The organism is Bradyrhizobium genosp. SA-3, assembly GCF_004212635.1.
In the GTDB taxonomy this organism is placed as follows: Bacteria; Pseudomonadota; Alphaproteobacteria; order Rhizobiales; family Xanthobacteraceae; genus Bradyrhizobium.
Genome location: NZ_PSRT01000070.1, coordinates 31,679 through 46,020, shown reverse-complemented (window position 1 = coordinate 46,020; position 14,342 = coordinate 31,679). Strand labels below are relative to the sequence as shown.

The following is a 14,342-nucleotide window of genomic DNA, read 5'->3' as shown; positions in this document are numbered from 1 at the left end:
TTCCGGCCGCGGCCCGCGGCCTCCATCCGCTCTGAGACCATGTCCCTGCTCGTCAAGATCTGCGGCCTGTCTACGCCCGAGACGCTCGAGGTGGCGCTCGAGGCGGGTGCCGACATGGTGGGGTTCGTGTTCTTTCCGCCGTCGCCGCGGCACCTGTCGTTGGACGCGGGACGCGAGCTCGGCCGCCAGGTGAAGCGGCGCGCGCTCAAGGTCGCGCTGACCGTCGATGCCGACGACGCCACGCTCGACAACATCATGGACGCGCTGTCACCCGACATTCTCCAGCTCCACGGCAAGGAGAGCGTGGCGCGGCTGCGCGACATCAAGCAGCGGTTCGGCCGTCCGGTGATGAAAGCGGTGCCGGTCGCCACATCTGCCGATCTCGCGGTGCTGCCCGGCTACGCCGCAGTCGCCGACCGCATCCTGTTCGATGCGCGGGCACCGAAAGATGCAACCCGCCCCGGCGGTCTCGGCGCGCCGTTCGACTGGCACCTGCTCGAAAATCTCAATCTGTCCCTGCCCTATCTGGTCTCGGGCGGGCTTCACGCCGACAACGTCGCCGAAGCCCTCCGCGTCACCGGCGCCGGCGGCGTCGACGTCTCCTCCGGTATCGAGAGCGCCCCCGGCGTCAAGGATCCCGAGATGATCAAGGCCTTCATTCGCGCCGCGCGCGCCAGCCAAGATACAAGCCAAGAGTTGAGTGTCCGATGAACGTCGCCAAACCCAATTCCTACCGCAGCGGCCCCGACGAGCGCGGCCATTTCGGCATTTTCGGCGGCCGCTTCGTCGCTGAAACCTTGATGCCGCTGATCCTCGATCTGGAAAAGGCCTATACCGCAGCCAAGGCCGATCCGGCGTTCCAGGCCGAGATGAACGGCTACCTCAAGAACTATGTCGGCCGGCCCTCGCCGCTCTATTTCGCCGAGCGCCTCACCGAGCATCTCGGCGGTGCGAAAATCTACCTGAAGCGCGAGGAGCTCAACCACACCGGCTCGCACAAGGTGAACAACGTGCTCGGCCAGATCATGCTGGCGCGGCGCATGGGCAAGAAGCGCATCATCGCCGAGACCGGCGCCGGCCAGCACGGTGTCGCCACCGCGACGCTGTGCGCGCGCTTCGGCCTGGAATGCGTGGTCTATATGGGCGCCGTCGACGTCGAGCGGCAGCAGCCCAACGTCATCCGCATGGAGATGCTGGGCGCCAAGGTGTTCCCGGTGCAGTCGGGCACGCGCACGCTGAAGGACGCCATGAACGAGGCGCTGCGCGACTGGGTCACCAACGTGCACAACACCTTCTACTGCATCGGCACGGTGGCGGGCCCGCATCCCTATCCGACGCTGGTGCGCGACTTCCAGTCGATCATCGGCAACGAGACCAAGGCGCAGATGCAGGAGGTCGAGGGCCGGCTGCCGGATTCGCTGATCGCCTGCATCGGCGGCGGCTCCAACGCGATGGGCCTGTTCCATCCGTTCCTCGACGACCCCTCGGTCGAGATCTTCGGCGTCGAGGCCGCGGGCCACGGCCTCACGCAGCTGCACGCGGCCTCGATCGCGGGCGGCCGCCCCGGCGTGCTCCACGGCAACCGCACCTATCTCTTGATGGATGAAGACGGCCAGATCCAGGATGCGCATTCCATCTCGGCCGGTCTCGACTATCCCGGCATCGGCCCCGAGCATTCCTGGCTGCACGAGGTCGGCCGCGTGAACTATCTCTCCGCGACTGATGACGAAGCACTCGCCGCATTCCAGCTGTTGTCGCGCCTGGAAGGCATCATTCCCGCGCTCGAGCCCGCCCATGCCATCGCCAAGGTGATGGAGCTCGCGCCGAAGCGGCCTCGGGATCACCTGATGGTCGTCAACCTCTCCGGCCGCGGCGACAAGGACGTCCCGCAGGTCGGCGACATCCTCAGGGGCAAGAGCAAGTGACCACGCGTATCGACACCCGTTTTGCCGAGCTGAAGAAGCAGGGCCGCTCGGCCTTCGTGACCTTCCTGATGGCCGGCGACCCTGATGCGGCGACGTCGCTCGAGATCATCAAGGCACTGCCGAAGGCGGGCGCCGACGTGATCGAAATCGGCATGCCCTTTACCGATCCCATGGCCGATGGTCCGTCGATCCAGGCCGCGGGTCTGCGCGCGCTCAAGGCGGGTATGACGCTGAAGAAGACGCTCGAGCTGGTGCGCGGCTTCCGCAAGGACGACAACACCACGCCGATCGTGCTGATGGGCTATTACAACCCGATCTACATCTATGGCGTCGATAAATTTCTCGTCGATGCCAAGAGCGCGGGCGTCGATGGTCTGATCATCGTCGATCTGCCGCCGGAGGAAGACGACGAGCTCTGTCTCCCCGCGATGAAGGCTGGTCTCAACTTCATTCGTCTGGCGACGCCGACCACCGACGACAAGCGTCTGCCGGCCGTGCTCGCCAACACTTCGGGCTTCGTCTATTACGTCTCGATCACCGGCATCACCGGTGCTGCGGCTGCGGACTCCTCGGCGGTGAGCGAAGCAGTGGCCCGCATCAAGCGACACACAAAACTGCCGGTCTGCGTCGGCTTCGGCATCCGCACGCCGGAGGCTGCGCGCGCCATCGCCTCGCATGCCAATGGCGCGGTCGTCGGCACCGCGCTGGTCGATGCGCTCAGGAACAGCCTCGATGCGGACGGGCGGGCGACTGGCAAAACCGTCAACGCCGTCGCCGAATTGACTGCGGCCCTGGCCCAGGGCGTCAAGGGCGCGCAACAGGCGGCGGAATAGGCCATAATTCCGCTCTTGGGGCGGGCGACACGGCGGCTTGCCGGGCAGCGGCCCGGCCGCCATATATCCCTTCAGGCGATCCGCGAGGCGGGTTCGCACATCGGAGCAAACCATGAACTGGCTTACCAATGTGGTCCGGCCGAAAATCCGCAACATGCTGCGGCGGGAGACGCCGGAGAACCTGTGGATCAAGTGCCCGGATTCCGGACAGCTCGTGTTCTACAAGGACGTCGAGGCCAACCAGTTCGTCATTCCCGGCTCGAACTACCACATGCGCATGGGCGCGGTGGCCCGGTTGAAGTCGATCTTCGACAACGAGACCTGGTTCGACGTCGCGCTGCCCGAGGTCACGCCCGATCCGCTCAAGTTTCGCGATGAGAAGAAATACGTCGATCGCGTCAAGGATGCCCGTGCGCGCACCAACCTCAACGACGCGATCAAGGTCGGCTACGGCAAGCTCGAAGGCGCCGCCGTCGTCGTCGCCGTGCAGGATTTCGATTTCATGGGCGGCTCGCTCGGCATGGCCGCAGGCGAGGCCATCGTGCGCGGAATGGAGCTTGCGGTCGAGAAGAATTCGCCGTTCATCGTGTTCGCCGCATCCGGCGGCGCGCGCATGCAGGAAGGCATCCTGTCGCTGATGCAGATGCCCCGCACCACCGTCGCGGTGCAGATGCTGCGTGAGGCAAAGCTGCCCTATATCGTCGTGCTGACCAATCCGACCACCGGCGGCGTCACTGCGTCCTATGCCATGCTCGGTGACGTGCAGATCGCCGAGCCCGGCGCCCTGATCGGCTTTGCCGGCGCGCGCGTGATCGAGCAGACCATCCGCGAAAAACTCCCCGAGGGGTTCCAGCGCGCCGAGTATCTGAAGGAGCACGGCATGGTCGACATGGTCGTGCATCGCCACGAATTGCGTCCGACACTGGCGCGACTCTGCCGCCTGCTGACCAAGGCGCCGGCGCAGGAAAGCGCATCGAAGCCGGTGCAGCCGGTCGCGAGCCCGGCGCAGATCGTATCGGCCGCCGAAACGGCGCCGGCCGCGCCCCACGCGTGAACGCGTCCCCTGACAGCGCAAAGCCGCCGCTCGGCGAATTGATCGGGCGGCTGTCGGCCCTGCATCAGAAACGCATCGATCTCGGGCTCGAGCGGATGCACCGCCTGCTCGCGCGGCTCGGCCATCCCGAAAGCAAGCTGCCGCCGGTGATCCATATCGCCGGCACCAACGGCAAGGGTTCGACGCTCGCTTATCTGCGCGCGACGCTGGAGGCCGCAGGCTTGCGCGTCCACGCCTACACCTCACCCTATCTCGTCCGCATCAACGAATGCTTCCGGCTGGGTCGCGTCGGCGGCGGCGTGCTCGTCAGTGACGATGAACTGCGCGCCGCTCTCGAAGAGGTCGAGCGCGTCAATGCCGGCGAGGCTGCGACCCTGTTCGAGCTGAAGACCGCCGCGGCCTTGCATCTGTTCGCACAGAATCCGGCCGACGTGGTGCTGCTCGAAGTCGGCCTCGGCGGCCGGCTCGATTCGACCAATGTGATCGATGCCCCGGCGGCCTGCGTGATTACGCCTGTCAGCATGGACCATATGGACTTCCTTGGGTCGACCCTGGCATCGATCGCCGGCGAGAAGGCCGCGATCATCAAGCGCGGCGTGCCCGTGATTTGCGCCGAGCAGGCGGGCGAGGTGATGGCCGTGATCGAGGCACAGGCCAGGCGCTTGCGCGCGCCGCTGTTTGCGGCGAACGAAAGCTGGCACGTCAATGTCGAGCGCGGACGTCTGGTCTATTCCGACGATCGTGGTTTGATGGATCTTCCGGCGCCGCGCCTGTTCGGCCGCCACCAGTTCGACAATGCCGGCCTTGCAATCGCGACGCTGCGCGCCGTCCCGGCGTTCAAGGTCAACCAGGCGGCATTCGAGGCCGGTATCGTCGGCGCGGAATGGCCGGCGCGGATGCAGCGCATCACCTCGGGCGAGCTGCTCTCTTGGGGACCGCAGGGCTCGGACATCTGGCTCGATGGCGGACACAATGCCGAGGGCGGGCGTGTCGCGGCGGCTGCGCTCGGCGATCTCGAAGAGCGGGTGTCGCGGCCGCTGGTCGTCATCGCGGGCATGATGGCCAACAAGGACGCGCAGGGTTTCCTCGCCAATTTCGCCGGTCTCACCCGTCACATCATCGCGGTGCCGATCCCCGATACCGAGAACGCGATGCCGGTCGACCGCCTCGCGGACGCCGCGCGCAGCCTCGGCATGCGCGTCGAGCCCGCGCCCGGCATCGAAGCTGCGCTGCGCGCATTGGCGAAACTCGCCTACGACGTGCCGCCGCGCATCCTGATCACCGGCTCGCTGTATCTGGCCGGCCACGTGCTGGCAATCAACGGCACGCCTCCTGCATGAGCTTCCGTGTCCCGGACAAGCGCAGCGAAGCGGAGCGCTGATCCGGGACCCAGAGGCCACATGGGCCCCGGCTCTGCAGCGCATCGCGGAAGACGCGCTGCGCTGCGTCCGGGGCAAGAGAGAGAACGCCAATGCGTTTTGCCGCGATTGCCGACGTCCACGGAAACCACCTCGCGCTGGAGGCTGTGCTCGCCGAGATCCGTGCCCTCGGCATCGCCGACATCGTCAATCTCGGCGACATGCTGAGCGGTCCGCTCGATGCGCGCCGCACGATCGAGATCCTGATGACGCTCGACGTCGTGCACGTGCTCGGCAATCACGACCGCTATCTGCTCGACCGCGCTCCGGAAAAGATGGGCTCGTGGGATCGTCCCGCCCATGCGCAGCTCAATGCCGCGCAGCTCGACTGGCTGCGCGCGCAGCCGATGACGCGTGTGTTTCGCGACCAGGTCTTCCTGTGCCATGCGACGCCCGGCAGCGACGAGGTCTACTGGCTCGACACCGTGCATCCCGACGGCACGGTGGCGCTGTCACCGCTGGACCGCATCGAGCAGCTCGCACAAGGCATCACCCAATCCCTGATTCTCTGTGCCCACACTCACCTCGCCCGCGCCGTGCGCCTGCGCGACGGCCGGCTGATCGTCAATCCCGGCAGCGTCGGCAGCCCTGGTTATCGCGACAAGCATCCGTATCCGCACGTCGTCGAAGCCGGCACGCCGCACGCGCGTTATGCCGTTCTCGAACTCGCTGATGGCGCCTGGCAGGTGACCTTCCGACACGTCGTGTATGATCATGAAGCGATGGCGGAGTTGGCGCACCGTAACGGGCAACCTGAATTGGCACAGGCAATTGCGACCGGATGGCTCGGGTAAATCCTCTCGTGTCCCGGACGCGGTGCAGCGCAAAGCGCTGCTCCGCAGAGCCGGGACCCAAACTCGTGGCTTCTGGGCCCCGGCTCTGCAGCGCTTCGCGCTGCGTCCGGGGCACGAGAGCACGTCATCTCAACAACTTCATCGGATTGGCCACTTTCTGCTTCAGCTGCTCGAATGTGCATTGCCGCGGCGCCTTGTCAGGGCGCCAGCGCAGGATCGAGGTGCCGTGGCGGAAACGCTCGCCGCTGAAATGGTCGTAGCAGACCTCGATCACCAGCTTCGGCTTGAGCGGACACCACTTTGCTGACCGCTCGGTGGACCAGCGGCTCGGCCCGCCCGGCGCGTTGCCGGTGAAGCCGGGCTCGCCAATCAATGCTTCGAGCCGATCGGTCAAGGCTGGCTTCTGCTCCGCCTTGATCGCCGAGGTGAAGCCGACATGGTGCAGCAGACCTTTGTCGTCATAGAGCCCGAGCAGCAGCGAGCCGACCACGTTCCTGCCGGCGATCTTGTTGGTGGCGTAGCGGAAGCCGCCGACGACGCAATCGGCGCTGCGGAATTTCTTGATCTTCTGCATGCCGTCGCGCGTGCCGGCTTGGTAGGGCAGGTCGATGCTCTTGGCGATGACGCCATCCGAACCGCCGCCGGATTGCGCCAGCCATTTTCTGGCGGTGGCGTAGCTCGTTGTCGACGGTGAAAGACGGAAGATGCTGCCCTTGAGGTTGGCTTTCGCGAACGCTTCGAGCGCCGGCCGTCGTTCGGTCAACGACTTTCCGGCGAGGTGCTTGTCTTTCGCCGTCGCGAGCAGATCGAAGACGAGGTAGAGCGCCGGCGTATCCTGCGAGAGCTTCTTCACGCGGCTTGCCGCGGGATGGATTCGTTGCAGCAATGCGTCGAAGGAAAAACCCTTGCCGTGCGGTACGACGATCTCGCCGTCTAGTGTGAAACGATCCGCTTTCAGTCTCAAGGCAGCGGCAACGATCTCGGGGAAATAGCGCGTGAGGTCCTCGCCGGATTTCGAGCGGAGATCGACGTCGCTGCCGTTGCGCGACAGCAGGCAGCGAAAGCCGTCCCATTTCGGCTCGTACTGCCACTCCTTCCCGCGCGGGATTTCGTCGACCGACCGCGCCTCCATCGCGACGAGAGAGGTCGATCTTCGGGCGCGCCTTGCGGGAGGGGCTGGCAAGGATTGGGGCTCGTCATACGCTGAACACGCCCCACCAACGCAAAACGGCCGGCTTTCGCCGGCCGTTCTCGAAAATAATCCTGCGCGAGAAGGATCAGACCGCGGAGGTGATCCACTGCTGGAGCTTCGCCTTCGGCGCCGCGCCGACCTGGCGCGAGGCCATCTCGCCGCCCTTGAAGATCATCAGGGTCGGGATCGACATCACGCCATACTTCGAGGCGGTCTTCGGGCTCTCGTCGACGTTGAGCTTCACGATCTTGACCTTGTCGCCCATCGCGCCGGCGATCTCGTCGAGGGCGGGCGCGATCATGCGGCAGGGGCCGCACCATTCGGCCCAGAAATCGACGACCACGGGGCCGTTCGCCTTGAGCACTTCGGCTTCGAAATCGGCGTCGGAAACCTTGCTAACGGCCATTGGAGTACCTCACTCGGTTGAAAGAATCGGCGCGACCTGGAATCGCGCCCGGGATCATGGGGTCAACCTATGAACGGCTCCTTGCCGGGTCAAGGACGCTCACACCGAGATGAAGGGATGCCAGCGCCGCGTCCAGCGCGGGGGCCGAAATCTCCATATATTCAAGGGCCTCGGTCCAGAGCAGGACGGCGCGGATCGACTTTTGGGGATAAAGCCGCGCCAGCACCGCCCGGTACAGTGCGAGCTGCCGGACATAGGCGGCGGGTGCTTCAGTCGCGCTTCTGGGTGCTGCCTGGTTGGTCTTGAAATCGACGATCAGGACCTCCTCGGGGCGAACGACCAGCCGGTCGATCTGCCCCGACACCAGCGCCGGGGTGCCGCCCGGCCGCTCCAATTTGCCGACGATGGCGACCTCGGCCCGGCTGCCGGCGGCAAAGACCGGGGCGAAGCGCGGCTCAGTGATCAAGGCGAGCACCTTGTCGGCCAGTGCGGTGCGGTCGGCCTCCGGCCAGTCCGAGGCATTGCGTGCCATGAAGTCGCGTGCGGCCTCGCGCCGCCGCTGGGCGGCGATGTCGGGCAGGGATTGCAGCAGCCGGTGCACCAGCGTGCCGCGTTGCAGTGCCAGCGCGCGGGACTGCACCGATTCGCCGGTGCGTACGCGGCGGCCCTCTTCAGCCGACTGGCCCGAGGGGCGCACGGGATCCTCATCGACGATCTCGCGCGGGGCCGGTGCTCGCAGCCAGTCCGGCAAAACGATTGTCTGGTCCACGGACCTCGCCGGCATGCCCAGCGCTGCGACGTCTTCCGGCCGGGCGAATCGCGTCACCTTGCCGAGCGGCGTCTCGATGATCTGCTTGTCCAGGCCCGAGCCGGCGAGGCCGGTGTCGACCAGATCGTACCAGCTCAGCTTGCGGACGGTCCTCATATTGCCGGGCATGCAGCCGCCGACGATCAGGCGGTCGGCGGCGCGCGTCATCGCGACGTAGAGCAGGCGGCGATATTCGTCCTCGGTCTCCTCGAGCATGGCCTTGCGCGCCTCGGCGACCGGCTTGGGATCGTCGGCCTTGCGGCCGGCCCAGACCACCACCTCGCCGCCATTGCCACGCGGCACGTGGATCAGCCGCAGCCGCTGCGAGTCCGCGGGCGAGGACGTGGTGTCCACCATGAACACGACCGAGGCCTCCAGGCCCTTGGCGCCGTGCACGGTCATCACCCGCACCTCATCGCGCGAGATCTCCATGTCGCGCTTCACCTCGGTGTCGGCCGAACGCAGCCAGGCCATGAAGCCTTGCAGCGAGGCCGGCGCCTTGCGCTCATAGTTCAGTGCGAGCTCCAAGAACTCGTCGAGCGCATCGTTGGCCTCAAAGCCGAGCCGGCGCAGGATGCGCGCACGGCCGCCATCGCCGCCGAGCAGCCAGGCGTAGAACGCGAACGGCGTCTCCTCGCGCGCGCGCGTCGCGCAGGCTTCCAGGCGCCGCAATGCCGTGGCGAACTTCTCGCTTGTGGCCGCCTGTTCGCCGAGCGCGCGGCGCAGCGATCCCTTGCGGTCCCAGGCAAGCGTGAACAGGTCGTCGTCATCGAGCCCGAACAGCGGGCTCTTCAACGCCACCGCGAGTGCGAGATCGTCCTGCGGCAGCAGCAGCGCGTCCGCAAGGTTCATCAGGTCGATGATGGCGATGTGCTCGGTGAGCTTGAGCCGGTCGGCGCCGGCGACCGGGACGCCAGCGTGCTTCAGCGCCTGGATCACGGCGTCGAAGGCATTGCCGCGCCGCCGCACCAGGATCAGCATGTCGCCATAGCGCAGCGGCCGGCGCTCGCCTTCGTGTCCCGTCAGCGTGCCGCTCTCGACCAGCCGCTTGATCTCGGTCTGGATGCGGCGGGCGAGCTTGACCTCGGGGCTGGTGACGGCAACGCCGTCGAACGGCGCGCGCCAGCCCTCGATGTCCTGTCTCTCGTCGGCTTCCGCGAGATCCCACAGTTCGATCACGCTTGGGCCTGCATCGGCGAGCGCATTGTGCAGGGGATGGCCGATCTCGACCGAGTGGATGCTCTTGTAGATCGCGGGATCGCGGAAAACGTGGTCGACCGAGTGCAGGATCGCGGCGCCCGAGCGGAACGAATAGGTGAAAGCGACCGGATCGAACTTCAGCCCGGCCGCGGTGAACTTGCGGTGCAGCTCGCGCCGGCGTGCGTCGAATTCGTGCGGAGCCGCGCCCTGGAACGAGAAGATCGACTGCTTCTCGTCGCCGACCGCGAAGACGGTGCGGTTCAGCCCTTCGCGCGCGCCTTCGCCTGCGGTGAATTCGGAGATGATGTGCGCGACGATGTCCCATTGCCGCGGGCTGGTGTCCTGGGCCTCGTCGATCAGCACGTGATCGACGCCGCGGTCGAGCTTGTAATGCACCCAGCCCGAGGAGACGCGGTCCAGCATCGCCAGCGTCTTGTCGATCAGATCGTCATAGTCGAGCAGACCGCGCTCCTGCTTCTCGCGGCGGTAGTTTTGGGCGGCAGCGGTCGCGATGTGCAGCAGGGCCGCGGTGCGGTCGCGCATGATCACCGCGCGGCGCTTCTCGACCAGCCCACCGAGCCGCTGCGCCTCGGCCTCGAACAGACGGGCGACGGACGGGTTGTGATCGCAAAACTTCTTGGTCAGCACTGCCTTGCGCGGCAGCTTGTCGTCGGTGAGGAAGATGCAGAGATATGCATCGACCTGCGCGCTGCCGGAAAAGACCTTTGCTTCGCGGAGCCGGCCGGCCTGGTCGTTGTCGGACTTGCTGCCGTCCTCCAGCGCGAAGGCGATCTCGTCCCAGCGTGACCGCGGCAGGAACGGACCGTCGAGAATCTCGGTCTCGACGTCCTCGATGCGGTCGCCGGCGTCGACGCCCAGCACGGCCGCCATCTGTGCAGCAGCTAGCTCGGCGTTGCCCGCCTCGTCAGTCCAGGCCATGAAATGGTCGCGGCTGAGGCACGCCTCGCGCACGACCTCCTTGAAAGTGACGTCGGCGGCGCTCGCCATCGCTGTCAGCAGCGCGCGACCTGTGACGCTCTCCGGATCACGCGCGGCGTCGAGCAGCACCTTCAGATTGGCGCGCTCCATCATGTCGGTCTGGTCGCGCTCGTCGATCACGGCAAAGCGCGCCGGCACGTTGGCCTCGAACGGGAATTGCTGGAGCAGGCGGGTACAGAGCGCGTGGATGGTCTGCACCTTCAAGCCACCCGGCGTTTCCAGCGCACAGGCGAACAGCTTTCGCGCCTCGCGCCGCAGTTTTGCGCTGGGGTGAGGAATGCCGACGGCGCGGATCGCCGCATCGAGCCCGGCATCGTCCAGCGTCACCCAATGGCCGAGCGTGGTGAACACGCGCTCGGCCATGTTGGCGGCGGCGGCCTTGGTGAAGGTGATGCAGAGGATCTTTTCCGGCGGCACGCCCGAGAGCAGCAGCCGGATGACACGCTGCACCAGCACATGCGTCTTACCCGAGCCGGCATTGGCCGACACGAAAGCGGAGGCGGTCGGATCGGATGCGCGCGCCTGCCGCGCGCGCACCTCGTCGGGGATGGGGCGCGGCGCCTTCACCATTCCTCGATCCCCAATCCACCGGCCGCAGACCATTCCTTGATCCGGGCAAGATCGTCATAGGTGCCGTAGCGGTTCGCCCACATCGGCAGGTTCAGCGAGGTGTACGGCTGGTTCTCGTCCTCGAAGGCGCGGATCAGCGCCTCCAATTTGGCTCTTGCGTCGGCGGCGGCAGTGTCCGGCGGAATTGGCTCGTCACCTTTGTTTACCTTGAGCTGGAGGATGCGCTCTTCCCCCGCCGGATTGTTGCCGCTCAGGCGGACATAGACGAGCTGGCTGACCGACGCACTGGCGTCGATGTCGGGAAAGCCGCCTTCGCGCAGGATCGCGGCTTCCAGCGTCAGCTGCGGTGACAGGCCCATGCGGACCTGCTTGTCGCTTGGCGGCTGCCCGGTTTTGTAGTCGAGGATGGCATAGAAGCCGCCCTTGCGGCGCTCGATGCGGTCCGCGCGCGCGGAGAGGCGGAAGCTACGCTGATGATCGAGCACGATCGAGATCTCGCCATGGGTCTCCGCTGTGATGGCCTCGATCGCATCGCGCCGCGCCGTCTCCCATTCACCGAACCAGCGCGCGATGCGCTGGAAGCGCGGCCACCACAGCGCCCGCGCCTCGGGGCGCTCCAGCAACGGCGCAAAATACTTCTCGCCGATCGCGCGCAGCACGCGGGCGGGATCGTCGGGCAGGCGTGCCGCATAGGTTTCCGTGAACTCGCCGAGCGCATCATGGATCGCCGAGCCGCGATCGGCGGCCGAGAGTGGCATGTCGACCGGATCGAGTGCATCCAGCCGCAAAATGTGCTTTGCGTAGATCGTGTAGGGATCGCGCAGCCAGTCCTCGATCGCGGTGACAGACATCTTGAGCGGCCGCGTCGCGCGCGGCGGTCGAGGCTCCGGCTGCTTGATCGGCCTGACCTCGTCGGGCTGGTCCAGCGCGCCCGCGAACTGCACGTATTTCTCGCCGGCGCGAACTGCCGCCTTCCAGAGCTCGTCGCCCGCCACCGCCTCTAACCGGTGCAGGAAGCGCGACGCCACCGCCGGCGCGCCGCCGGCCTTGGCGGAATGGGTGAGGATCACCTCGCCGCCGCCGAGCAATTGCGCGAAGTCGTGCGCGGACAGGCCGATGCGGCGCTCCGGCAGATCGAGACCGAGCTCGTGCCGCATTGGCCGGCTGAGCCAGGGATCGATGCGTGGGGCCGGTGGCCAGACGCCCTCGATCAGACCGCCAATGATGATGCGGTCGGCCTGCATCAGGCGCGATTCCAGGGGGCCGTAGATTTGCAGCCTGGCGCCCGGCCTGTCGCGCCGCCGCACGGCGCGATCGCCGAACGCGGTCTGGAAGACATCGGGATAGTCAGGCAACGGCACCATCAGCCCGCTGGTCGTGCCGCCGCGCAGCAGGTCGTCGAAGGCGCTGGCGAGGGCGAGGCCTTCGCGCTCCTCGAAGGCGAGCGGAATGCCCTGCTCGTCGCGCGACAGCTCGATCATGATCTCGCGATGCCGGTGCGCGAGCTCGGCGAAGTCATACAGTTTTGACGGGGCCAGGCTCTCGATCGGCGCCAATGTTTTTTGCAAGGCATCGATCAGCGCCTGGATGCGGTCGAGATCCTCGGCCTTGAGCCGCGCGCGCGGCTCGGCCCTATGGAGCGCGGAGATTTCGCCGCGCCACAGTTTTGCCAGCTCGTCGCGAAAGCGGTTGAATTCGCGCAAGAGGCCGGCCGTGCCCGCGGGTGGGCGTGTGCCGCGCAAGACCGCGAGCTCGAGTCCCTCGATCGCCGCCCTCCACGCGCTGGGCGCGCGGCCGAGCCGGGACAGCGGATGCTTCAGCATCGCCAAGAGCGTCGGCGGCTCCAGGCCCTTGGTCGCGGCCTCTGCCGCGAGGCGGGCAAAAACGCCGGCGGATGTTTCCATCAACACGTCGCCGCCGGAATCGTCGAAGGCGAGGTCCCATCGCGTCAGCGCAGCCATCACCCGCCGCGCCAGCGCGCGATCGGGCGTCACCAGCGCCGCCGATTTGTCGAGGTGCCGCGCCTCGCGCATCGCGATGGCGATCGCGAGGGCTTCCATTTCAGGATTGGGGGCTTCCACGACCGCAAGATTCTTCATGCCGCCGGCGATCTTTGCGGCGACATCCGGCTGCTTCAGCCGGTCATGCCAAACTTCCGTCTTGGCCGAGGGCCGCATCGATTCGGACGCGAGCAGATCGCGGCCGCCTTCTGCCGGCGGCTGGAGAATCTCGACGTCGCTGCGCTTGATGCCAAAACGCTGCAACAGCGCGTGCATGGCATATTGCGGATGGTTCGAGGCCGGATGCTCCGCGAATTTGCCGAGCGCATCGCGCACCCCGCCGATGGTGCGCCAGGCGTCATCGTCGAGATCGGTGTCGAGGCCCGGCAGCACCACGGCGCCATGTGGCAGCGATGCGACCGCATGGAGGAATTTTGCGGTGGCCGGCATCGAGCCGGTTGAACCGGCCGCGATCACCGGCCCGCTCGGATGGGCGGTCAGCCGCCTGGCTTCCGCCGCGATCAGGAGATCGCGCCGCGCCGCCGGCTCGATCCGCTTGATCTCGGCGAGATGGCTGGGCCAGGCAATGCGCGCGATGCGCAAGAATTCGAGCGAATGCTGCCAGTAGCGGTCGAGATTATCCGGCACGAGCCCGTCGAGCTCGCTCCAGTCGACGCCGCGCGTCACCATGTCGTCGATCAGGCGCGCAAGGTCGCCCGCCAGCGCCAGTGTCGAAGCTGGGCCGCCAACCACCAGCGGCGCCAGCACCGGGCCCTTGGCCCAGGCCGCCACGAGCTGCGCCAGCGTCAGCCGCCGTTCGAGCTCGCCGAGCCGCGGCGGAATGTCGAGCGGTGTCGCACCCGAAAACTGCTCGCCCTCGTCGGCGAAGGCGAGCTCGTCCTCGTCGATGTCACCGAGCGCGACGATGCGCGGCAGCACGACCGCATCCGCCTTCATCTCGTCGAGGAAGATCTCGCGCACCACGCGCATCGCGCGCCGGGTCGGCAGATACAGCGTGGCATCGGCAAGCCGCGCCGGCTCCTTACGCGCCTCGAAGCCATCGACCAGCCGCCCGTCGAGCATGGCCGCGACGACCGTGCGCAGGAACGGAACTGAGATGGGAACGCTGAAAACGCGCATGGG

Annotated in this window: 10 protein-coding genes; 6 read left to right on the top strand and 4 right to left on the bottom strand. The window is 66.8% G+C overall.

The window, feature by feature from the left end:
* The first annotated feature begins 39 nt into the window (after nucleotides 1-39).
* From CWO91_RS23955 to CWO91_RS23930, 6 genes are all read left to right on the top strand, one after another.
* Entirely contained in the window at nucleotides 40-711 is a 672-nt protein-coding gene (locus tag CWO91_RS23955) for a phosphoribosylanthranilate isomerase (protein ID WP_130216835.1), read from the top strand.
* The gene (trpB, locus tag CWO91_RS23950; protein ID WP_130216833.1) at nucleotides 708-1,925 is read left to right on the top strand and encodes a tryptophan synthase subunit beta; all 1,218 of its coding nucleotides are present in this window, start codon (nucleotides 708-710) and stop codon (nucleotides 1,923-1,925) included. The genes CWO91_RS23955 and trpB overlap by 4 nt, the downstream gene beginning before the upstream one ends.
* A complete protein-coding gene (gene trpA, locus CWO91_RS23945; protein WP_130216831.1) occupies nucleotides 1,922-2,758 on the top strand; it encodes a tryptophan synthase subunit alpha in 837 nt (278 codons plus the stop codon). The genes trpB and trpA overlap by 4 nt, the downstream gene beginning before the upstream one ends.
* Before the next feature lie 112 nt (nucleotides 2,759-2,870).
* Nucleotides 2,871-3,812 (top strand): acetyl-CoA carboxylase, carboxyltransferase subunit beta, encoded by a 942-nt coding sequence (accD, locus tag CWO91_RS23940; protein ID WP_130216829.1) that lies wholly within the window; start codon nucleotides 2,871-2,873, stop codon nucleotides 3,810-3,812.
* Nucleotides 3,809-5,152 (top strand): bifunctional folylpolyglutamate synthase/dihydrofolate synthase, encoded by a 1,344-nt coding sequence (locus CWO91_RS23935; RefSeq protein WP_130216827.1) that lies wholly within the window; start codon nucleotides 3,809-3,811, stop codon nucleotides 5,150-5,152. Before accD ends, CWO91_RS23935 begins: the two co-directional genes overlap by 4 nt.
* A 131-nt stretch (nucleotides 5,153-5,283) precedes the next feature.
* Nucleotides 5,284-6,024 (top strand): metallophosphoesterase family protein, encoded by a 741-nt coding sequence (locus CWO91_RS23930; protein ID WP_130216825.1) that lies wholly within the window; start codon nucleotides 5,284-5,286, stop codon nucleotides 6,022-6,024.
* Nucleotides 6,025-6,148: 124 nt separating this feature from the next.
* On the opposite strand, the gene CWO91_RS23925 is transcribed toward CWO91_RS23930, so the two are convergent.
* The 4 genes from CWO91_RS23925 to addB all read right to left on the bottom strand — a co-directional run bounded on the left by CWO91_RS23925 (nucleotide 6,149) and on the right by addB (nucleotide 14,339).
* A complete protein-coding gene (locus CWO91_RS23925) occupies nucleotides 6,149-7,156 on the bottom strand; it encodes an ATP-dependent DNA ligase (RefSeq protein ID WP_130216839.1) in 1,008 nt (335 codons plus the stop codon).
* A gap of 145 nt (nucleotides 7,157-7,301) precedes the next feature.
* The gene (gene trxA, locus CWO91_RS23920; RefSeq protein WP_008540017.1) at nucleotides 7,302-7,622 is read right to left on the bottom strand and encodes a thioredoxin; all 321 of its coding nucleotides are present in this window, start codon (nucleotides 7,620-7,622) and stop codon (nucleotides 7,302-7,304) included.
* A 67-nt stretch (nucleotides 7,623-7,689) separates the two neighbouring features.
* Nucleotides 7,690-11,199: a double-strand break repair helicase AddA gene (addA, locus tag CWO91_RS23915; protein ID WP_165405663.1), complete on the bottom strand. Its 3,510-nt coding sequence runs from the start codon at nucleotides 11,197-11,199 to the stop codon at nucleotides 7,690-7,692.
* The gene (addB, locus tag CWO91_RS23910; protein WP_130216821.1) at nucleotides 11,193-14,339 is read right to left on the bottom strand and encodes a double-strand break repair protein AddB; all 3,147 of its coding nucleotides are present in this window, start codon (nucleotides 14,337-14,339) and stop codon (nucleotides 11,193-11,195) included. The genes addA and addB overlap by 7 nt, the downstream gene beginning before the upstream one ends.
* Nucleotides 14,340-14,342: the final 3 nt, after the last annotated feature.